The sequence below is a fragment of the Roseococcus sp. GW821-FHT12F05 genome, assembly GCF_058806835.1.
This window is the reverse complement of sequence record NZ_JBXAQB010000004.1, coordinates 423,492-442,677: the sequence shown is the minus strand read 5'-3', so window position 1 is coordinate 442,677 and position 19,186 is coordinate 423,492. Positions and strand designations below refer to the sequence as shown.

Sequence of the window (19,186 nt, the reverse complement as noted above, 5' to 3'; positions counted from 1 at the left end):
GTGGGGGCCACGCGGCCGGAGCTGCGCGTGGTGGCCGACCAGCACGGGCATCCGACCGCCGCGCCCGACCTCGCGGACGCCATCGCCGCCGTGCTGGAACGCATTCACACCACGGGCTGGCAGCCGCAGTATCGCGGTGTCTTCCACGCGATGGCGGGCGGCGCGACCAACTGGCATGGCTTCGCCGAGGCCATCTTCGCAGCCGCGCAGCCCTATGGCGGGCCGCAGCCGAAGGTCCACCCGATCGCCACGCACGAGTATCCCGTGAAGGCCGTGCGGCCGACGGACGGGCGCACGGACGGGACGAAGCTGCGTGAGACCTTCGGCGTGGCGCTGCCGACATGGCAGCAGGGGCTGGAGCGCGTCATGAAGGCGCTGCACGCCTGACCTGAACATGCCAGGAGCGCGGAAGCTCTCCTCAGCGAAGCGCCATCGAGCGAGGCTGATCGCGTTTCACGGGCCAGCGGCCCCGGTCACCGCCCGCCGGAAGGCATCGAGCAGGACACGGGGGTTGGTGGTCCGAAAGGCCGGCAGGACGACCAGCTTCTCCAGATCGGCGATGGCCTGCTCGTTCAGCAGCGCGTCCGGACGGCGCAGCAGCCTCCTTCGGTGCGGCACCATCATGGCGAGGAGCCGGCAGGAGCCGGCGAATTCCCCCAGGCCGCTATCGCCGTTGCGCATGCTCATGCCGGCGGATCTCAGCACCTCCCATGCGGCATCGAGCGCCGCGAACCAGCCTTTCCGGTCGCCGGTCAGCAGCCGAAAGGCCGCCAGGACCACCAGGCCGCGGATCGCATTGGCCGAGGTGTAGAAGACCAGCGGGCTCGCCATCACCTGGACGGAATGGTCCAGCAGCGCCTCGAGCGTGGCGCGGAATTCGGCGAACCGGTCCAGCGCCAGTTCCGTGTGCCAGCGCGTCGTGAGGATGGAGGTCTGCAGATGGGTCCCATCCTTGCGTATCTCGAGATGGGGACGGAACTCGGACTGGCGGCGGCCGAGCGCCAGGAGAAGCTCGCGTGCCTGCGCGGTATCGGCGCCGGAGCCGATCTCGATGGAACGGTAGGCATAGGACATGACCATCAGGAGGCGGTCCTCCAGCGCGCCGGCATAGGCCTCGGCAAGCTGGCGTGAGAGGAAGCAGTCGGTCCGTTTGTCGCGAGGGCGCAGGATCCGCTTCCGCCCGAAGCCCGAGCGGTCGTACTCCTCCTCCGTCTCGAAGAAGAGGCTGGTGAGCTCGTAGGCCGCCGTGGCCTCCATGCGGAACGCCGGATCGGCCGAGGCGAACTGGATGCCCTTCACGGGAGCCTCGAAGCCCTGGAGGTCGAGGCACGCCTCGAAGCCCTCGGCGCCGCCGGAGACGAGGCAGTCCGCGAGACGTGCGCGGCGCAACACCCGGCCGCCGGTCCCCATCGCGACCATGTCGATCGCATCGAAGCCGGCGCCCTCGCAGGAGCCGGAGACGACGGCCCTGACGTCGCGGATGACGCCGGCCGATAGGCGCAGCAAGGTCATCGCCTTCCGCCGGGGCCGGCCGCCACGGCCCGGCGGAAGGCTTCCGCCATCTCGACGACGTTCGAGCTCCGGATGGCCGGCCGGACAAGCTTCGCCTCCAGATCCGCCGCGTCGATAGCCGTGTCGAGGTCGCGGCCCAGCGCCTTGCGCAGCGGCGTCATCGCCGCGCAGAAGCGGCAGACGCCGCTGAATTCCAGCAGCACCCCCGGCTCGTCCTCCAGCCGCATCCCGGCGAAGCGCAGCACCTCGCGCACGTTGCGCAGCGCCTCGAAGGCCGCCTCCCGCTCGCCCGTCAGCAGGGCGAAGGCGGCCAGGACGGCGAGGCCGCGGGTGGTGTTGTTGCAGGTCCGGAAGACCTGCTGGCTGATCATCACATGCGGGGCCATCTCGATCAGCTCGCCGAGCGTCGCCCGGAAATCCGCGACGCGGCCCAGTGCAAGCTCCCCATGCCAGCGGACGGTGAGGATGGAGACCCGCAGATGGGTCCGGTCGCGGCGGAACTGGTGGCTGAGGCCGAGCCGGTCGGTGTCGCGCATGCACCCGGCGAGGATGTCGAGCGCATGCGCGGTCTCCTCGGCCGAGCCGATCTCGACGGCGCGGTAGGCGTAGGAGACCGCCATGAGGATCCGGTCCTCCAGCGCGCCGGCATAGGCCTCCGCGAGCTGGCGCGAGAGGAAGCAGTCGGTCTCCTTGTCGTGCGGCCGGTTGGCGCGCTTCACGCCGAAGCCGGAGCGCGTGTACTCCTCCTCGCCCTCGAGGAAGAGCCGCGTGAGCTCATAGCCGGCGCCCGCCTCGATGCGGAAGGCCGGGTCGGGAGAGGCGAAATAGATGCCCTTCACGGGACCGTCGGCACCGCCGAGGCCGATGGATGCTTCGAAGCCTCCGGCCTGGCCAGAGACGAGGCAGTCCGCGAGGCGCGCGCGCGACAGCTCCCGGCCATCGGTTCCCATCGTCACGACGTCGATGCCCTCGAAGCCAGGGCCCTCGCAGGCACCGGAGAGGCGGGCGCTGCCCCCCCGGACGACGCCGGCCGAGAGGCGCAGGAGCGTCATGGCCTCAGGGCGCCTCGCCCCTCGCCTGCCGCGCCTCGATCTCCGTGATCGCTCGCGGCAGGTCGGCGACGGAATCCACCACGAGATGCGCGCCGGAAGCGAGAAGCTCTTGCGTCGCACGCTCGCGCAGCACGTCCCGCTCCACCGCCGAAGTCCGGCTCATCTCGTCCTCGGAGAGGCCGGCGATGTTGCCCGAGAGTGCGAAGCCAACGGCCCAGGCGCCAGCGTTGCGCGCCTCGCCGATGCCGGGCGGCGTGTCGTCGCACTTCACCACGTTGCTGGCCGGCCAGATGCCCATGGTCGCCATGGCCCACCACATCTGCAGCGGCGCGGGCCGGCCGGCGGGAAGGTCGCCGGCGCAGACCATCACCTCCGGGGAAAAGCCCTGCTGCGCGGCAAGCGGCGCGAGGCGCTCCATGATCGGCCGCGTGTAGCCGGTGGTGGAGCCGATGCGGATGCCGCGGCCGGCGCACCAGTCGAGCGTCTGTTTCGCGCCGGCGATGAGGGTGGAGTGCTCGGGCTTCTCGACGGCCGCGACGTTCAGCGGCTCGAAGATCTCGAAGACCGCGTCGATGTCGGCCTCGCCGAAATCATGGCCGTGGCGCGCACGCCAGGCGGCGTTGGTGTGCGGCGCCGTGCCGACGAGGCGGATGTGGTCGCGCTTGGCCATGCCCATGGGCCCACGCGCATCGTCGACGGTGATCGACACGCCGAGCCGCGAGAAGGCCTCCTGGAAGGCCGCCATGGGCGCACGGCTGCCGAAGTCGAGCACGGTGCCGGCCCAGTCGAAGATCACGGCGCGGATCATGTCGGCATCTCCAGACCCATGAGGTCAGCCAGGACTTCCTCGGCCAGCCCGAAGGCGGTGGACGCCCCGGTGCCCGAGGTGACGGAGACGAGGCGCACGCCGTCCAGCGGCGCCTCGAAGAAGGCGTCCTCGGCGGCCGAGGGATAGACGCCGATCCAGCGGTCGACGGTCGGCGGCGGCTTGCCCAGCACCTTCGCGAACTCGTCCAGGATGAGCGCGTCCACATGCTCCGGCTGGAAGGGGTCTGGCGTGTCGGCGTAGTGATGGCTGTCGCCGACGACGAGGCTGCCGTCCGCGCCCTGCACGACGATGAGGTGCACGCCATTCTCCAGCGCCTCCGGCTGCTCGTTCCGCAGTCGCTCGCGCAGCGCGGGCAGCGAGGGCGCGTCGTGATAGCCGCGGTAGCGGTGCAGGCCGAGGTCGCTCATGACGGGCGCGGGCAGGATCCAGCCGGGATCGGCGAGGCGCAGCATGTGCAGCTTGCAGAGCGTGGTGCCGCGCGCGGCGAAATGCTCCGGGAAGAGCGAGACGATGTCGGTGCCCGGGCAGACCACGATTCCAGGCGCGGTGAAGGTCGCGTGCGGCGTGACGACGCGGCCGCTCTCCACGGCAAGCGCCGCCACGCGCGGCAGCAGCGTGACGCCGTATCGCTCGGTAAGGAAATGGCGCAGCCGCGGCACGGCCTCGCGGCTCTCCACGCGAAGCTCGTGCGGCGAGTGCAGCGCGCCCAGCAGGTCGCGCGAGAGCGGCGCCGGAATGTCCCCTGGCCGTAGGATGCGGCAGCCCTCGCCCATCGGGCCGACCGCGAATTCCTCGATGACGGCGAGCGCCTCCGGACGACGCGCCGCCATCAGCAGCCCGCGTTGGAGCACCGGGATATGCGCCTCCTCGCAGACACCGGCCCAGACGTCGCGCGCGCGCCTTGCGCGGCGCCAGGTGTGCGGCGCCCCCTGCCCCGTCACCGTGACGAAGCCGAAGTTGCGGATCGACGCGCCGTTGGGCTGCGCATCGCGGTCGATCACCGCCACGCGATGCCCGGCGCGCGCGGCGGCCAGCGCATGCGCCAGCCCCACGATGCCATGGCCCACGACGAGAAGGTCGTAGGAGGTCTCCATCACACGCCGGGCGGACGCTTGGCGCGCGCGCCGTTCTCGCGCTCCAGCGCATGGCCGGCGGCGAGCACGAAGCCGTCCGTCCAGGGATGGCCCACGAGCTGCGCGGCCACCGGCAGCCCGCCCTCGCCGAATCCCGTGCAGACCGTCAGCGCGGGCCAGCCGGTGAGGTTGAACGGGATGGTGAAGTTGGGCTTTTCCAGGCTTGCCCATTTCGGCACCTCGCGGATCTTCGCGGCCTCGCCGGGCTGCGCCGCGGTGATCAGGAGGTCGAAGCCCGCGCTGGCAGCGAAGCTGCGCTCGATGAGCGAGCGGCGCTTGCGCTGCGCCTGGATATAGTCGCCGGCCGAGAGCAGCCCGCCCAGCGCGAGGCGGCCGCGCAGGAACTCGCCGTACTTCATGGGACGCTCGCGCATCCACTTCTCGTGGATCGCCCAGGCCTCGGCGGAGAGCGTCACCCAACCGGCCGCGTTGAACTCCTGCAGGCTCGGCAGCGTGACGTCGACCACCTCGGCGCCGAGCTTGCGAAAGATCGCGCAGCTTTCCTCGATGCCGCGGAGCGTGGCGTCGGAGACGCGGTGATCCACCTCATGGAAATGGTGGATGACGCCGATGCGGCGGCCGCGCATGTCCTGCTCGATCTCGAATTGCGGCGCGGGGCGATCGGCGCTGGCGGGATCGCTGGGGTCGTGGCCCGCCATCGCCTCCAGCAGGATGGCGCAATCCTCGCTGGTCCAGGCCAGCGGACCCGCATGGTCGAGCGACTGCGCGAGCGGCAGGATGCCGGTGCGCGAGCAGAGCCCGTAGGTCGGCTTGATGCCGGCGATGCCGCAGAGCGCCGCGGGCCCGCGGATGGAGCCGCCAGTGTCCGAGCCTGTACCGCCCAACGCCAGGCCGGCTGCGACCGCGGCTCCCGTTCCGGAGGAGGATCCAGCCGTGAAGCGCTCCGTGTCCCACGGATTGCGCGCCGGCGGCCAGGGCAGGTCGAAGCTCGGGCCCCCGAAGGCGAACTCGTGCGTCGCGAGCTTTCCCAGCAGCACGACGCCGGCGTCACGCCACTTCGCGACGGTGACGGCATCGGTGTCCGGGACGTGATCCTGCAACTGCGCGGAATGGCCCGTCGTGGGAATGCCGGCGGTCGAATAGATGTCCTTGTGGCCGATGGGGATGCCGTCGAGGCGCCCCTTCAGCGTGCCCGCCATCTGCCTCTCTTCGGCGGCCTTGGCATCCGCCATCGCGCGCTCCTCGGTGACGAGGATGAAGGCGTTGAGCTCGGCGTTGCGGGCGGCGATTCGGGCGAGGCACTCGCGCGTCAGCTCGACCGGCGAGATTTTCTTAGCCGCGATAAGGGATGCGGCCTCCGCAATGGTCGGGATCATGCCTCGCCTCCGGGAATGAAGATCAGCATGGGCTCGGCAGCAAGCGGCACCGGCGGGTCGCGCAACATCGCGAGCATCGTCATGAGCTTGGCGTGCGCGTGACGCAGATCCTCGGCCTCGGCGGGCGGCAGGGACACACCGGTTTGCGCGAGAAGCGTGGCGAAACTTTCGGGGGAAAGCGGTTCGGCCATGGAACGTCCTAAGCTGTTCGGGAAAAATAGTTTGCCATGCTTGCAGCCCATGCGAAGCGGAGGCTAGCTTCCCGACAACAAAATTTCACGGGGAGTTGAGTGCGGCCATGAAAGTCGGCGACGCCATTGCGGAGATCATGAAGCGGGAGGGGATCGAGGTCCTCACCGGCTATCCGGTGAACCACCTCATCGAGCATTGCGCGGCGATCGACATCCGCCCCGTGATGGTGCGGCAGGAGCGCATCGGCCTGCACATGGCGGACGCCATCAGCCGCGTGACTTCCGCGAAGAAGCTCGGCGCCTTCTGCATGCAGCACGGGCCGGGCGCTGAGAACGCCTATGGCGGCGTCGCGCAGTGCTTCGGCGAGAGCATCCCGGTGCTCGTGCTGCCGATGGGCTATCCGCGCCGCATCGCGCAGGTGCCGCCCAACTTCAACAGCACCGTGCAGATGCGCGGCATCACGAAGTCCGCCGAGGCGATCATGAGCGCGGCGGAGGTGCCGAACATCATGCGCCGCGCCTTCGCCCGCCTGCGCAACGGCCGCGGCGGCCCCGTCATCGTCGAGATCCCGACGGACATGTTCAACGAGGAGATGCCGGCGGACTGGAGCTACACGCCCGTCGTCGTCACGCGCTCCGGCCCCGACCCCGTCGACGTGAAGCGCGCGGCGGAGATGCTCGCCAAGGCGCGCCGTCCGGTGATCTATGCCGGCACCGGCGTGCATTGGGCGAAGGCATGGCCGCAGCTGAAGGAACTCGCGGAGCTGCTGGCCGCGGCCGTGACCTCGAGCCTCGGCGGCAAGTCCTCCTTCCCCGAGGACCACCCGCTCGCACTCGGCTCCGGCGGGCTCGCCATTCCGAAGCCGGTGCGCCACTTCCTCGACAATGCCGACGTGATCTTCGGCGTCGGCTGCTCCTTCACCGAGACGAACTTCGGCGTGAAGATGCCGAAAGGTCCCAAGATCATCCATTCGACGCTGGATCCGGATCACCTGGAGAAGGACCAGCGCTGCGACATCGGCCTCGTCGGCGACGCCGCGCTGGTGCTCGACGCGTTGCTCGCCGAGCTGAAGGGCATGATCAAGGAACCGCGCCCGCACAAGCCGGTGCAGGACGAGATCGAGACGATCCGCGCGACCTGGCTCGCCGAATGGGCGCCGAAGCGCGACAGCGACGCCGCGCCGCTCAACCCCTACCGCGTACTGCGTGACCTCTGGCGCACGGTGGACGTGGACAACACGATCATCACGCATGACGCGGGCTCGCCGCGCGACCAGCTCTCGCCCTTCTGGGTGTCGCGCACGCCGCTGTCCTATCTGGGCTGGGGCAAGACGACGCAGCTGGGCTACGGCCTCGGCCTTGCCATGGGCGCGAAGCTCGCCGCGCCGGACAAGCTCTGCATCAACGTCTGGGGCGATGCGGCCATCGGCTTCACGGGGATGGATTTCGAAACGGCGGTGCGCGAGCGCATCCCCATCATGTCCATCCTGCTGAACAACTTCTCCATGGCCATCGAGCTCAAGGTCATGCCGGTCAGCACGGAGAAGTACCGCAGCACCGACATCAGCGGCGACTATGCCGCCATGGCCCGCGCCTTCGGCGGCTACGGCGAGCGCGTGGAGAAGGTGGAGGACATCATCCCCGCCATCCGGCGCGGCATCGCCAAGACCAAGGAAGGCATCCCCGTTCTCCTGGAGTTCATCACCTCCAAGGAGACGCAGGTGTCGAGGCTCTGATGGCGACAGTCCAGATCAACAAGGTCCGCAAGGCTTTCGGCAGCACCGCGGTGCTGCACGGCGTCTCCGTCGACATCGAGGACGGCGAGTTCGTCGTGCTCGTCGGCCCCTCCGGCTGCGGCAAGTCCACACTGCTGCGCATGCTGGCCGGGCTCGAGAACATCACCGGCGGCGAGATCTCCATCGGTGGGCGCGTGGTGAACACCGTGCCGCCGAAGGATCGCGACATCGCGATGGTCTTCCAGAACTACGCGCTCTATCCGCACATGACCGTCTTCGACAACATGGCCTTCTCGATGAAGCTGGCCAAGGCGTCGAAGGAGGTCATGCAGGCCGAGGTCGGGCGCGCGGCGAAGATCCTCGGCCTGGAGATGCTGCTGGACCGCTATCCCCGCCAGCTCTCGGGTGGCCAGCGGCAGCGCGTCGCCATGGGTCGCGCCATCGTGCGCGACCCGCAGGTCTTCCTGTTCGACGAGCCGCTCTCGAACCTGGATGCGAAGCTGCGCGTGCAGATGCGCTCGGAGATCAAGGAGCTCCATCAACGCCTGCGCGTCACCACCGTCTACGTGACGCACGACCAGATCGAGGCCATGACCATGGCCGACAAGATCGTCGTGATGGAGCTCGGCCACATCCGCCAGGCCGGCCCGCCGCTGGAGCTCTACGACCGCCCCGCGAACGTCTTCGTCGCGGGCTTCATCGGCAGCCCCGCGATGAACCTGCTCGACGGCCGCATCGAGAACGGCGCCTTTCTCACGCCCGACGGCACGAGCTGGCCGCTGCCGCCAGTGCAGGAAGCGCGGCCCGGCCCCGCCATCTACGGCATCCGGCCCGAGCACTTCCGGCTCGCCGGCGACGGCATGCCCGCACGCGTCACGCTGGTCGAGCCGATGGGCAGCGAGACGCAGGTCATGATGCGCGTCGGCGACACCGCCGTGAACGGCGTCTTCCGCGAGCGCATCACGGCCAAGCCCGGCGACACCATGCCGGTGCTGCCCGCGGCCGCGCAGGCGCATCTCTTCGACAAGGGGACCGGGGAGCGCATGTAACCCGCCCACCGCTTTCATCCAGGGAGGACAAACAAGAAAATGGCATACCTCATCAAACGCCGTGACATCGCCGGGATCGGCGCCGCGACGGTGCTCGCCGGCGCCGCTTCCGCGCAGACCATCCCCACCCAGCCCGCCACGCCGCCGCGGCTGCCGATCGAGAACAGCGCCACGCTGCGCATGCTGCGCCCCGTGCGCTTCGTGCAGCCCGACGAGGAGGTTTTCCGCGCCAATTGCGCACGCTTCACCCAGAACACCGGCGTACAGGTGCGCGTGGACTTCGTGGGCTGGGAGGACATCAACCAGCAGACCGCCGTCACCGGCAACACGGGCGCCGGCCCCGACCTCATCATCGGCTTCGGCGACGCCCCGCACGTCTATGCCGACAAGCTGGTCGAGCTGACCGACGTCGCCGAGTACATCGGCACCAAGTACGGCGGCTGGAAGCGGCTGGCCCAGCGCTACGGCAAGCGGCACGGCACCAACAACTGGATCGGCCTGCCCTTCGGCGCCTCGGGCGGCCCGCTGGTCTGGCGGAAGTCGGCGCTGAACGAGGTGGGCTTCCAGGCGCCGCCGGACGACCACGCCAACTACCTCCGCCTCTGCCAGGCGCTGAAGCGCGCCAACAAGCCCGCGGGCTTCGCGCTCGGCAATGCCGTGGGCGACGGCAACGGCTTCGCCAACTGGCTCATCTGGTCCTTCGGCGGCAAGCTCGTGAACGAGGACGGCACGCCCGGCATCAACAGCCGCGAGACCATCGCCGCGCTGAACTACCTGAAGGAGCTCTACCCGACCTTCATCCCCGGCACGATCGCGTGGAACGACATCAGCAACAACCGCGCCTATTCGTCGAACGAGCTCTTCCTCACGGCGAACGGCGTGTCGCTCTACTTCTCGCTGAAGAACGATCCGGCGACGGCGCCCATCGCGGCCGACACCGAGCACACGCTGCTGCCGAAGGGGCTCGCCAGCACCTCACCGATGGCGGGGCTCACGCTCAACGCCATGGTGTTCAAGCACAGCCGCTACCCGAACGCGGCCAAGGCGCTGCTGCAGTTCCTGCTGGAGACGGAGCAGTACGACCCCTGGCTGCAGGCCAACCTGGGCTACTGGGCCCAGCCGCTCAACGCTTACGGCAACAGCGCCGTCTGGAGCAGCGACCCGAAGGTCTCGATCTTCCGCGACACGATGGATAGCGGCTTCTGGAACGGCTACGCGGGCCCGATCACCGAGGGCTCGGCGGCCGCCAACGCGGACTACGTCATGGTGCAGATGTGCGCCTCCGTCGCTTCCGGCCAGGCCACGCCGGAAGCCGCGGCGCGCGAAGCCGAACGCCGCGCGGCGCGGTTCTTCCGCCGGCGCTGATCCGACTTTTCATGCCTCCCGCGCGGCATGGCGCCGCGCGGGCACCGGAGCACCCGTCATGGACGCCACCACCCAACTGCATTGGTCCAAGATGCGCCAGGAGCCCGGCTGGCTCGTGCGCGTCATGGACAACAAGGCGGTGCTCATCATCGCCTGCCTGCTGCCGGCCCTCGGCCTGCTCGGCGTCTTCCTGACCTATCCGCTGGGGCTCGGCATCTACCTGGCCTTCACCGACACGACGATCGGCCGGAGCGGCTATTTCGTCGGCCTCGAGAATTTCGAGTTCCTCTTCACCGACCCGATCTTCTGGAACGCCGTCTTCTTCAGCGTCTTCTACACGACGCTCGCGACCATCGGAAAATTCGGGCTCGGCCTCTGGCTCGCGCTGCTGCTCAATCAGCACATGCCCTTCAAGTCGCTGCTGCGCGCCATCATCCTGCTGCCCTGGATCGTGCCGACCGTCCTCTCCGCCATCGCCTTCTGGTGGATCTACGATCCGCAGTTCTCGATCATCAGCTACGTCTTCGTGCAGGTGCTCGGCTGGCGCGAGACCAACATCAACTTCCTCGGCAGCGAATGGCCGGCGCGCTTCTCGCTCATCGCAGCCAACATCTGGCGCGGCATCCCCTTCGTCGCCATCTCCCTGCTCGCGGGGCTGCAGACCATCTCGCCCTCCCTCTACGAGGCCGCGCTGCTCGACGGTGCCTCCTCCTGGCAGCGCTTCCGCTTCATCACCTTCCCGATGCTGCTGCCCATCCTCGCCATCGTGATGACCTTCTCGATCATCTTCACCTTCACCGACTTCCAGCTCGTCTACGCCATCACCCGCGGCGGACCGGTGAACTCCACCCACCTGCTCGCCACCCTCGCCTTCCAGCGCGGCATCCCCGGCGGCCAGCTCGGCGAAGGCGCGGCCATCGCGGTCTCCATGATCCCCTTCCTGATCTTCGCGACGCTGTTCAGCTACTTCGCCCTCGCCCGCCGCAAGTGGCAGCAGGGAGAAGGCAATGACTGATGGCATGAGCCTTGCCGAGGTGGGGTGCGTGAGTGGGGAGGTGGGATGCGTGAGGGCTCTGCCCCCTCGCGCTCCCCCGCCAAGGGCCATTGAGCCCTTGGAACCCAATACTTATGGGAGTTTGGGAGAGGGCACGAAGCGACCGCCGGGCCCATCGGTTCCGCGCCGCCCTCTCCCAAACTCCCATGTGCCGGTTTCCAAAGGCCTCTCGGCCTTTGGTGGGGGTGCGGGGGCAAAGCCCCCCCGTTCCACCTTCCCCACTCGCGCGCCCCATTCAGCAAGGACCACGCCATGAGCAATGCTTCCACGGCTGCGCCGGAGACGATGCACTGGGACAGCCGCGCGCGGCGCATGGTGACCTTGTGGCTGCCGCTCTCCTGCTTCGTGCTGATCCTGCTGTTTCCGTTCTACTGGATGACGATCACGGCCTTCAAACCGGATGCGGAGCTCTACGACTTCGCCACGCACAATCCCTTCTGGATCACCTCGCCGACCCTGCAGCACATCCGCAAGCTGCTCTTCGAGACGGCCTATCCGCACTGGCTGATGACGACGATGCTCGTCTCCATCGGCGCGACGACGCTCTCGCTCTTCTCGAGCACGCTCGCGGCCTATGCGATCCAGCGGCTGCGGTTCACCGGCAGCCAGTATGTCGGCCTCGCGATCTATCTGGCCTATCTCGTGCCGCCCTCGATCCTGTTCATCCCGCTGGCGACGATGGTGGTGCAGCTAGGGCTCTTCGACTCGCCCTTCGCGCTGGTGCTGGTGTACCCGACCTTCCTCGTGCCCTTCTGCACCTGGCTGCTGATCGGCTACTTCAAATCCATTCCCTACGAGCTCGAGGAATGCGCGCTGATCGACGGCGCGACGCGCCTGCAGATCCTGCGGCGGATCACGCTGCCGCTGGCGGTGCCGGGGCTGATCAGCGCGGGCATCTTCTCCTTCACGCTGAGCTGGAACGAGTTCATCTACGCGCTCGCCTTCATCCAGAGCAGCGAGAACAAGACGGTGCCGGTCGCGATCCTGACCGAGCTCGTGACGGGCGACGTGTACCAGTGGGGCGCGCTGATGGCGGGCTCGCTGATGGGCTCGCTGCCGGTCGCGATCTTCTACTCCTTCTTCGTGGACTACTACGTGAGCAGCCTCACGGGCGCGGTGAAGGAGTGATGCTCACGGGTGCGGCGACGGTGTTCGTGGTCCAGGACATCGTCGCCAGCATCCATCACTACCGCTACGCGCTGGGCTTCGATGTTACCTTCGAGTACGGCAAGCCGATCTTCTATGCGGGGCTGTGCCGCGACGACGTGGAGCTGCATCTCATCGCCGCGAAGCAGACGAAGCGCGCGGCCGGACAGGGCGCCATCGCGATCTTCGTGGAGGATGTGGATACGCTGTACGGCGAGCTGAAGGCGCGCGGGGCGCGGGCGCCGAAGCCGCCGCAGGACTATCCCTACGGCATGCGGGACTTCAACGTCATCGATCCCGACGGGAACCAGCTCACCTTCGGCATGGGCACGGAGCCCGGCTGATCAGTCCGACAGCCGCTGGGCGATGGCGAGGTGGGCGGCGCCGTTGCGCCGCGTGCGCTCGGTGAGGGCGCCGTTGCAGGAATAATTGTCGAACAGCGTGCTGTCCGGATTGGTCACTTCCATCTTCGCGCGCACGCGGCAGACGAGGCGCTGGGTCGAGGCGGGGCTGCCGCCGTGCCAGCGCCGCAGCGCCTCCGACCAGCTGCCCGTCTCGGCGGCCCAGCGGGCCATGATGCCGCCGGCCCAGTCGGCCGAGCGCATGGGATCGAGCGGCCAGAAGGAGTTCCGCGCGTGGACGCGGGCGTTCACCTGCACGCAGCCGGCCATGATGCTCCGCCGCGGCGGCGCGCTGGCGTAGAGCGAGCGGGCCTGCTCCTCGGTCTGCGGGAAATAGGGGCGCCCTCCGATGGAGAGCGCATAGGCGTGCAGGCCGCTCTCGGCGAGCGCGATGGCGGTGAGCAGGCCGCGCGGCACGCCATGCACGTCCTCGGCGCGGCGCGTGGCCTCCAGGCAGGCTGCGCGGGGGTCCGTGGGGACGCCGGCGCGCATGTCAGGGCCGATGACCGGGATCAGCTCCTGCGGGGCGTCACGCATGCGGGTCGGCGCCTCGACCTGCGAGACGGAGGCGCGGGGATGGGTGCGGCTCGCGACGCGGGTGCGGGCCGTCGAGCCGCGGGCCGGGCGACTGGCCGCCTCGCGGCGCGGCTGCGGGGCGCTCGGCGCGGCGTGGGTCGGGTTGCGCGGGGCGCCCTGGGCACTGCGAGCCGTGGAGGTGCGATCGGCGGCCAGGGCAGCGGGCATGTTGAAGCCCATCGCGCCCATCAGGCAGGCCGCGAGGGTACCCAGGGCGAAAAGACGACGAAGGCTCCTCCGTCGGAGGGGCCGGCGCAGGCCGAGCGGTCTCGGTGCGCGTGGCGTGTGCCGGGGCGTCGGGAGGAGGTTTTCTCTCCCAGGCGGGCCAATCTCGGTCAACATGCAACACGCGGTAGCATGCCGTGAAGGCAAAGGGCAACCCTGCCCCCTCCGTAGGGTTCATGCCTCGGGCTAGATATGTCGCTCGACAGGGAGTGGGTGATGTTCACGCGCCGAAGCATGCTCACGGGTGCGGCGGGAATGTGGCCGTGCCTCGCATGGTCCCAGACGCAAACCTATGCGCCGACGCGCGCGGTCACGCTGGTGGCGCCCTTCACGCCGGGCGGCGCGGCCGACATCGCCGCGCGCACCTTCGCCGCGCATGCGGTGAAGCACATGGGCCCGGACCCGCAGACGATCCTGGTCGAGAACCGTGCGGGCGCGTCGGGGGCGATCGGCACGCAATATGTGGCGCGCGCGCGGCCGGACGGGCACACGCTGCTGCTCGCGCGCGTCGCGGCCTCGGCGATCCTGCCGGCGATCGACCCGCGCACGCCCTACCAGATCGGCGACTTCACCTGGCTCGGGCTGCTCGATCTCAATCCTTATGTGATCTGCGTGCGCGCGGATGCTCCATATGATGATCTGGCGTCACTGCTAACCGCCATCCGCACCGCGCCGGGGACGCTCAACTTCGCGACCAGCGGTCCCGCGACGATCCTCGATCTCGGCGTGCGCTACCTGCTGGCCTCGGCGGGCCTGCCGATCGACGCGGCGCAGGCCGTGCCCTATCGCGGCGGCGGCGAGGCGCTGGCCGCGCTGCTCGGCGGCCAGGCGCAGTTCGGTGGCAACAACCTCGGCGACATGATGGGCGCGATCCGCAACGGCCAGATCCGCGCGCTCGTCGTCACCGGCGACGAGCGCCTGCGCGCGCTGCCGGATGTGCCGACGGCGGCCGAGGTCGGCCTGCCCACGCTGTCGCAGATCGCGGGGTGGAACGCGCTCGCGGGCCCCGCGGGCATGTCGGCGGAGGCGGTGGAGTTCTGGGCACGCGTGGTGGCGGCGATCGGGCGCGATCCGGAATGGCTGGCGGCCACGGAGCGCATCGGCAGCGTGCCGCATGTGACGGACGGCGCTGCAGCGCGCGCCCATGTCGCGGCCCAGATCGAGCTGTACCGCGCGCTGGCCCGGCAGTTGAACCTGGGTTGATTCGCAAGCCTTTCCAGGCGCATGCCGATGCCGACCGACCGAGCGGTTGACTGTTCGGCTTGGCGCGGCGAGGCTGCCCCCGCCGCCTCATGAGATGGCGGCCCACTCATCCCGGGAGGATGCGATGATCGCCAGGAAAGGGCTGTGCCGCCCATGAAGAACCCCGCCTACATCGTGGGCGCTTTCGAGCACCCGACGCGCAAGGCCGAGGACAAGTCCACCGCGCAGCTGCACGCGGAGGTCGCCTACGGCGCGCTGCAGGATGCGGGCCTCTCCGCCTCCGACATCGACGGCTACTTCTGCGCGGGCGACGCCCCGGGCATGGGCGGCCTCTCCATGCTCGACTACATGGGCCTCACCAAGATCCGCCATTACGACACGACGGAAAGCGGCGGCTCCTCCTACGTCATCCATGTTGGCCATGCGGTCGAGGCGATCATCGCCGGCAAGTGCAACGTGGCGCTGATCACGCTCGCCGGCCGTCCGCGCGCCGAGGGCATGCAGACCGGCACCGCCGTGCGCAGCACGGGCGTGGGCGTCCCCGACGAGCCCTTCGAGCTCCCCTATGCGCGCACCATCGCGACGATGCACGCCAACGTCGCCTCGCGGCACATGTACGAGTTCGGCACGACGTCGGAGCAGCTGGCCTGGGTGAAGGTCGCGGCCTCCACGCACGCGCAGTACAACCCGCATGCGATGCTGCCCAAGGTCGTCACCGTCGAGGACGTCGTGAACTCGCCGATGGTGGCCGATCCGCTGCACCGGCTCGACTGCTGCGTCATCTCCGACGGCGGCGGCGCGCTGATCGTCGCGCGGCCCGAGATCGCCGCCACGCTGAAGCGCCCGAAGGTCGGCGTGAAGGGCTGGGGCGAGGCCTACAAGCACCAGACCGCCGGCGCGATCGACCTCACCTACTCCGCCGCGCGCTTCTCAGGCCCGATGGCCTTCGGCAAGGCGGGCGTGAAGCCGTCGGACATCAAGTACGCCTCGATCTACGACAGCTTCACCATCTCGGTGATCCTGCAGCTCGAGGATCTCGGCTTCTGCGAGAAGGGCAAGGCGGGCGCCTTCGTGCAGGATGGCGGGCTGATCTCCGGCGTGGGCAAGCTGCCCTTTAACACCGACGGCGGCGGGCTCTGCAACAACCACCCGGCCAATCGCGGCGGCATGACCAAGGTCATCGAGGCCGTGCGCCAGTCGCGCGGCGAGGCGCATCCGAAGGTGCAGGTCCCCAACCCCGACCTCGTGCTGGCCAACGGCAAGGGCGGCAGCCTCGGGACGCGGCATGGCTGCGGCACCGTCATCCTGGAGAGGGAGTGAACATCATGGCGACGCAAGCCTTCGACCGTACGCCCCAGGCCCCCGGCGAGACGCCGGACAACAAGCCCGTCCTTGACGGCTACAAGGCGGGGAAATTCCTGCTCGGCAAGTGCAAGGACACGGGCAAGCTCTTCCACTACCCGCGCCACATCTCGCCCTTCACGCTCTCCAGCAATGTGGAGTTCGTCGAGGCCAAAGGCACGGGCGAGATTTACAGCTACAGCGTGGCGCGCGGGAAGGAGCCCTTCTCGGTCGCCTATGTGAAGCTGGATGAGGGGCCTATCGTCCTCACCAACATCATCGAGTGCGACCTCGACAGCCTGAAGGTCGGGCTGAAGGTGAAGCTGAAGTTCAAGGACAGCGACGGCGGCGCCCCGGTGCCGATGTTCGTCCTGGCCTGATCCTTCCGAGCGCCCGGCGGCAGCCCGATGGGGCTGCCGCCGGGCTTTTTTGTGCCCGGAGCATGAATCCATGCATCCGACTATTTCTGGAGCGACGTCATGGCGCGTGCCGTCAACGAAGCCTATTTCCTCGACAGCCAGCTGCGCATGGAGGCCGAGGGCTACCAGCTCGGCCTCGACGGCAAGCCCGGGATGATCCCGGATCCCAATCCGGACCCGGCCAAGCGCAATCCGAAGGGGCTGTTCCACCGCAATGGCGGCCTGGTGGCGATGCGGCGCGTGGAGCTCGCGGAGGACAACCGCATGTTCCGCATCGCCAGCAGCAAGGACCTGAAGTACGGCGGTCTGCCGAACCTGCTGAACTCGCCCTGGTGGATGGAGGAGGACCGCATGCGCCTGCTGCTCGACCGCGCGCGCACGGCGGGCGTGCGGCTCAGCGAGATGGCGCGGCGGCAGCTCGCCCTGCCGATCGCGGATGGCTGGACGGATGCGGACATCATCGTCAGCGTGCATATCCGGCCGCGCCTCGTGATCGCCGCGCATGCCGGGCCCGGGCGCACGGCGGCCGCGGGCGACGACCTCCGCATCATCGCGCCCGAAGCCCCTCACCTCTTCATGGACCAGCTCTACGTACCCGGCCTCGGCAAGCCGGACGGCGATCGCGCCAAGGGCATGGCGAACGCGGGCGCCTGGTTCGATACTGGCACCGCGAAGAGCTTCGATCCGGCGGCGCAGGGCTTCAACCCGCGCTGAGAGATCGGCGGCGCTTCCCTTCGAAAGCGAGACCGAGATGAAGATTCCCGAACTGCCCTTTACCGTCACCGACTGGTCGCAGATGCCGCGCACCGAGCATCCCGGCGAGACGGGCATGGGCTATTGGCGCACGCTCAACATCGGCGATGTCCGCGTGCGGATGGTGGAGTACGGGCCGGGCTATCTGGCCGATCATTGGTGCGACCGCGGCCACATCATCTACGTGATCGAGGGCGAGTTGGATTCCGAGCTGAAGGACGGGCGGAAGAACAAGCTGACGGCAGGGATGAGCTACCAGGTCTCCGATTTCGGCGATTCCCCGCACCGTTCGTCGACGCAGACGGGCGTGAAGCTCTTCATCGTGGATTGATGGCCCAAGGGATGGCGCAGAACATCTACGACCGCGACGAGTTCTTCGCCGGCTACGCGCAGCTGCGGCGCTCGCAGGAGGGGCTGGCCGGCGCGCCGGAATGGCCGTCCCTGCGCGCGCTGCTGCCGGAACTGCACGAGGCGCGGGTGCTGGACCTGGGCTGCGGCTTCGGCTGGTTCTCCCGCTACGCGCGCGAGCGGGGCGCGGCGCAGGTTCTGGGGCTCGAGCTCTCGGAGAAGATGCTGGAGCGCGCGCTGTCGATGGGCTCGGATCCCGCGATCGAATACCGCCGCGCGGACCTGGAGACCGTGGAGCTTCCGGAGGCCGCGTTCGACCTCGCCTTCAGCTCGCTGGCGCTGCACTACATCGCCGATCTGGGCGCGCTGCTCGAAAAGGTCTCGCGCGCGCTGGTGCCGGGCGGATCGCTCGTGGTGTCGATGGAGCACCCGATCTTCATGGCGCCGTCGCGGCCTGGATGGGTGAGCGGCCATGTGTGGCCGATCGATGGCTATTGTCGCGAGGGCGAGCGCGTCACGGGCTGGTTCACGGATGGCGTGGTGAAGCAGCATCGCATGCTGGGGACGACGCTGAACCTGGTGATCGGCGCGGGCCTGCGGCTCACGCATGTCGAGGAGTGGAGCCCGACGCCGGCGCAGATCGCCGTCGAGCCGGCGCTGGAGAAGGAGCTCGAACGTCCGATGTTCGTGCTGATCGCCGCGCGCAAGGGGTGATGGCCCGGGACCGGCTTTCGATCTGCTGGATCCCTGCAGCTTCTCGGCTTCAGCTCATGAAGCTGAAATCCGCCCCGGATTTACTTTCAAGTCGCCTCGAACTCGGCGTAATTCTCCCTCAATAGAAAAATATCAAACGGGGGAAATACATCATGCTGAATGATCCTTCCTTTTACATCCTTGAAGGAACAGTCAAAAAACTGATCGCCTTCAGCGTGGCCGCCCGGTTCCTCCCCCTGGCCAACTCCATCCTCCGCGAGGACGACATCGTCTTCGACAAGAACCATCCCAAATCGGCGGGCCAGCTTGCCTCCTGGAAGGGCGCGACCTTCGGACATGTCCGGTCCGGCGGGACGCGCGTGCACCAGGGCTGGGACTTCTTCGCGATGAGCGGAACGCCCTGCTTCGCGGTCTCCGGCGGCATCGTCTCCAAGGTCTACACGTCGAAGGACTACGGCACCGTGCTCGTCATCCGCCTGCTGGGGCTGCGGAGCGCCTATTCGGAGATCTACGCGGCCTATGCGCATCTCGAGAGCGCGCTGGTCGTCGAGGGGCAGTGGGTGAAGGGCGGCGAGAAGGTGGCCCTGACCGGGCTGAGCGGGAATGCCGGCTCCTATCCCCGCTATCCGCATCTCCACTTCGAGTTCCGGACGATCCCGCGGCCCGGGCTCGGCCTCGCCGGCCGCGTCGACCCGAAGGAGATCTTCGGCGATCCGCAGAACTACCGCCCGGCCGGCTTCATCGAGGACTCGAAGATCGACGTGATCGCGCGGGCCGCCAAGACGGGGTGACCCGACGGGCG

21 protein-coding genes are annotated in these 19,186 nt (G+C 68.7%); 14 read left to right on the top strand and 7 right to left on the bottom strand.

What is annotated here, in order from left to right; genetic code table 11:
• A partial coding sequence (locus AC1ROY_RS14065; protein WP_493149456.1) for a sugar nucleotide-binding protein occupies nt 1-387 on the top strand: 387 nt, incomplete at its 5' end.
• A gap of 66 nt (nt 388-453) precedes the next feature.
• Here AC1ROY_RS14065 and AC1ROY_RS14060 read toward each other — a convergent pair.
• The 6 genes from AC1ROY_RS14060 to AC1ROY_RS14035 are packed head-to-tail and all read right to left on the bottom strand — an operon-like array spanning nt 454 to nt 6,054.
• The gene (locus tag AC1ROY_RS14060) at nt 454-1,512 is read right to left on the bottom strand and encodes a hypothetical protein (RefSeq protein WP_493149455.1); all 1,059 of its coding nucleotides are present in this window, start codon (nt 1,510-1,512) and stop codon (nt 454-456) included.
• The gene (locus AC1ROY_RS14055; protein ID WP_493149454.1) at nt 1,509-2,564 is read right to left on the bottom strand and encodes a hypothetical protein; all 1,056 of its coding nucleotides are present in this window, start codon (nt 2,562-2,564) and stop codon (nt 1,509-1,511) included. The genes AC1ROY_RS14060 and AC1ROY_RS14055 overlap by 4 nt, the downstream gene beginning before the upstream one ends.
• 4 nt (nt 2,565-2,568) lie before the next feature.
• Nucleotides 2,569-3,372 carry a phosphonoacetaldehyde hydrolase gene (gene phnX, locus AC1ROY_RS14050; RefSeq protein ID WP_493149453.1) on the bottom strand — a complete coding sequence of 268 codons (804 nt, stop codon included), beginning with the start codon at nt 3,370-3,372 and terminating at the stop codon, nt 2,569-2,571.
• Entirely contained in the window at nt 3,369-4,487 is a 1,119-nt protein-coding gene (locus tag AC1ROY_RS14045) for a TIGR03364 family FAD-dependent oxidoreductase (RefSeq protein ID WP_493149452.1), read from the bottom strand. Before AC1ROY_RS14045 ends, phnX begins: the two co-directional genes overlap by 4 nt.
• The gene (locus tag AC1ROY_RS14040; RefSeq protein WP_493149451.1) at nt 4,487-5,863 is read right to left on the bottom strand and encodes an amidase; all 1,377 of its coding nucleotides are present in this window, start codon (nt 5,861-5,863) and stop codon (nt 4,487-4,489) included. The genes AC1ROY_RS14045 and AC1ROY_RS14040 overlap by 1 nt, the downstream gene beginning before the upstream one ends.
• Nucleotides 5,860-6,054 (bottom strand): hypothetical protein, encoded by a 195-nt coding sequence (locus AC1ROY_RS14035; protein WP_493149450.1) that lies wholly within the window; start codon nt 6,052-6,054, stop codon nt 5,860-5,862. Before AC1ROY_RS14035 ends, AC1ROY_RS14040 begins: the two co-directional genes overlap by 4 nt.
• Before the next feature lie 95 nt (nt 6,055-6,149).
• Between AC1ROY_RS14035 and AC1ROY_RS14030 the strand changes: the two genes are divergently transcribed.
• From AC1ROY_RS14030 to AC1ROY_RS14005, 6 genes are all read left to right on the top strand, one after another.
• A complete protein-coding gene (locus tag AC1ROY_RS14030; protein WP_493149449.1) occupies nt 6,150-7,790 on the top strand; it encodes a thiamine pyrophosphate-requiring protein in 1,641 nt (546 codons plus the stop codon).
• Nucleotides 7,790-8,839: an ABC transporter ATP-binding protein gene (locus tag AC1ROY_RS14025; RefSeq protein ID WP_493149448.1), complete on the top strand. Its 1,050-nt coding sequence runs from the start codon at nt 7,790-7,792 to the stop codon at nt 8,837-8,839. Before AC1ROY_RS14030 ends, AC1ROY_RS14025 begins: the two co-directional genes overlap by 1 nt.
• A 39-nt stretch (nt 8,840-8,878) precedes the next feature.
• Nucleotides 8,879-10,204: an ABC transporter substrate-binding protein gene (locus tag AC1ROY_RS14020; protein WP_493149447.1), complete on the top strand. Its 1,326-nt coding sequence runs from the start codon at nt 8,879-8,881 to the stop codon at nt 10,202-10,204.
• 58 nt (nt 10,205-10,262) lie between these two features.
• A complete protein-coding gene (locus tag AC1ROY_RS14015; RefSeq protein WP_493149446.1) occupies nt 10,263-11,219 on the top strand; it encodes a carbohydrate ABC transporter permease in 957 nt (318 codons plus the stop codon).
• A gap of 291 nt (nt 11,220-11,510) precedes the next feature.
• The gene (locus AC1ROY_RS14010; protein WP_493149445.1) at nt 11,511-12,386 is read left to right on the top strand and encodes a carbohydrate ABC transporter permease; all 876 of its coding nucleotides are present in this window, start codon (nt 11,511-11,513) and stop codon (nt 12,384-12,386) included.
• A complete protein-coding gene (locus tag AC1ROY_RS14005; RefSeq protein WP_493149444.1) occupies nt 12,386-12,748 on the top strand; it encodes a bleomycin resistance protein in 363 nt (120 codons plus the stop codon). The genes AC1ROY_RS14010 and AC1ROY_RS14005 overlap by 1 nt, the downstream gene beginning before the upstream one ends.
• On the opposite strand, the gene AC1ROY_RS14000 is transcribed toward AC1ROY_RS14005, so the two are convergent.
• On the bottom strand, nt 12,749-13,549 hold the full coding sequence (locus AC1ROY_RS14000) for a hypothetical protein (protein WP_493149443.1): 801 nt from the start codon (nt 13,547-13,549) through the stop codon (nt 12,749-12,751).
• A 273-nt stretch (nt 13,550-13,822) separates the two neighbouring features.
• Here AC1ROY_RS14000 and AC1ROY_RS13995 point away from each other — a divergent pair, with 273 nt between their 5' ends.
• From AC1ROY_RS13995 to AC1ROY_RS13965, 7 genes are all read left to right on the top strand, one after another.
• Complete coding sequence (locus AC1ROY_RS13995; protein ID WP_493149442.1) at nt 13,823-14,809, top strand: Bug family tripartite tricarboxylate transporter substrate binding protein; 987 nt, start codon at nt 13,823-13,825, stop codon at nt 14,807-14,809.
• Nucleotides 14,810-14,962: 153 nt separating this feature from the next.
• Nucleotides 14,963-16,129 (top strand): thiolase family protein, encoded by a 1,167-nt coding sequence (locus AC1ROY_RS13990; protein ID WP_493149441.1) that lies wholly within the window; start codon nt 14,963-14,965, stop codon nt 16,127-16,129.
• A 5-nt stretch (nt 16,130-16,134) separates the two neighbouring features.
• On the top strand, nt 16,135-16,530 hold the full coding sequence (locus AC1ROY_RS13985) for a Zn-ribbon domain-containing OB-fold protein (protein ID WP_493149440.1): 396 nt from the start codon (nt 16,135-16,137) through the stop codon (nt 16,528-16,530).
• Nucleotides 16,531-16,629: 99 nt separating this feature from the next.
• Nucleotides 16,630-17,283, top strand: a complete 654-nt coding sequence (locus tag AC1ROY_RS13980) for a hypothetical protein (protein ID WP_493149439.1) — start codon at nt 16,630-16,632, stop codon at nt 17,281-17,283.
• A 37-nt stretch (nt 17,284-17,320) separates the two neighbouring features.
• A complete protein-coding gene (locus AC1ROY_RS13975) occupies nt 17,321-17,653 on the top strand; it encodes a DHCW motif cupin fold protein (protein WP_493149438.1) in 333 nt (110 codons plus the stop codon).
• 11 nt (nt 17,654-17,664) lie between these two features.
• On the top strand, nt 17,665-18,384 hold the full coding sequence (locus AC1ROY_RS13970; RefSeq protein WP_493149437.1) for a class I SAM-dependent methyltransferase: 720 nt from the start codon (nt 17,665-17,667) through the stop codon (nt 18,382-18,384).
• Nucleotides 18,385-18,599: 215 nt separating this feature from the next.
• Entirely contained in the window at nt 18,600-19,175 is a 576-nt protein-coding gene (locus AC1ROY_RS13965; RefSeq protein WP_493149436.1) for a M23 family metallopeptidase, read from the top strand.
• Nucleotides 19,176-19,186: the final 11 nt, after the last annotated feature.

What these genes read in the sequence shown, in the direction of transcription:
- AC1ROY_RS14060 (WP_493149455.1), bottom strand. Translation starts at nt 1,512, where the DNA reads ATGACCTTGCTGCGCCTATCGGCCGGCGTCATCCGCGACGTCAGGGCC.
- AC1ROY_RS14055 (WP_493149454.1), bottom strand. Translation starts at nt 2,564, where the DNA reads ATGACGCTCCTGCGCCTCTCGGCCGGCGTCGTCCGGGGGGGCAGCGCC.
- phnX (WP_493149453.1), bottom strand. Translation starts at nt 3,372, where the DNA reads ATGATCCGCGCCGTGATCTTCGACTGGGCCGGCACCGTGCTCGACTTC.
- AC1ROY_RS14045 (WP_493149452.1), bottom strand. Translation starts at nt 4,487, where the DNA reads ATGGAGACCTCCTACGACCTTCTCGTCGTGGGCCATGGCATCGTGGGG.
- AC1ROY_RS14040 (WP_493149451.1), bottom strand. Translation starts at nt 5,863, where the DNA reads ATGATCCCGACCATTGCGGAGGCCGCATCCCTTATCGCGGCTAAGAAA.
- AC1ROY_RS14035 (WP_493149450.1), bottom strand. Translation starts at nt 6,054, where the DNA reads ATGGCCGAACCGCTTTCCCCCGAAAGTTTCGCCACGCTTCTCGCGCAA.
- AC1ROY_RS14025 (WP_493149448.1), top strand. Translation starts at nt 7,790, where the DNA reads ATGGCGACAGTCCAGATCAACAAGGTCCGCAAGGCTTTCGGCAGCACC.
- AC1ROY_RS14020 (WP_493149447.1), top strand. Translation starts at nt 8,879, where the DNA reads ATGGCATACCTCATCAAACGCCGTGACATCGCCGGGATCGGCGCCGCG.
- AC1ROY_RS14015 (WP_493149446.1), top strand. Translation starts at nt 10,263, where the DNA reads ATGGACGCCACCACCCAACTGCATTGGTCCAAGATGCGCCAGGAGCCC.
- AC1ROY_RS14010 (WP_493149445.1), top strand. Translation starts at nt 11,511, where the DNA reads ATGAGCAATGCTTCCACGGCTGCGCCGGAGACGATGCACTGGGACAGC.
- AC1ROY_RS14005 (WP_493149444.1), top strand. Translation starts at nt 12,386, where the DNA reads ATGCTCACGGGTGCGGCGACGGTGTTCGTGGTCCAGGACATCGTCGCC.
- AC1ROY_RS14000 (WP_493149443.1), bottom strand. Translation starts at nt 13,549, where the DNA reads ATGCCCGCTGCCCTGGCCGCCGATCGCACCTCCACGGCTCGCAGTGCC.
- AC1ROY_RS13995 (WP_493149442.1), top strand. Translation starts at nt 13,823, where the DNA reads ATGTTCACGCGCCGAAGCATGCTCACGGGTGCGGCGGGAATGTGGCCG.
- AC1ROY_RS13990 (WP_493149441.1), top strand. Translation starts at nt 14,963, where the DNA reads ATGAAGAACCCCGCCTACATCGTGGGCGCTTTCGAGCACCCGACGCGC.
- AC1ROY_RS13985 (WP_493149440.1), top strand. Translation starts at nt 16,135, where the DNA reads ATGGCGACGCAAGCCTTCGACCGTACGCCCCAGGCCCCCGGCGAGACG.
- AC1ROY_RS13980 (WP_493149439.1), top strand. Translation starts at nt 16,630, where the DNA reads ATGGCGCGTGCCGTCAACGAAGCCTATTTCCTCGACAGCCAGCTGCGC.
- AC1ROY_RS13975 (WP_493149438.1), top strand. Translation starts at nt 17,321, where the DNA reads ATGAAGATTCCCGAACTGCCCTTTACCGTCACCGACTGGTCGCAGATG.
- AC1ROY_RS13970 (WP_493149437.1), top strand. Translation starts at nt 17,665, where the DNA reads ATGGCGCAGAACATCTACGACCGCGACGAGTTCTTCGCCGGCTACGCG.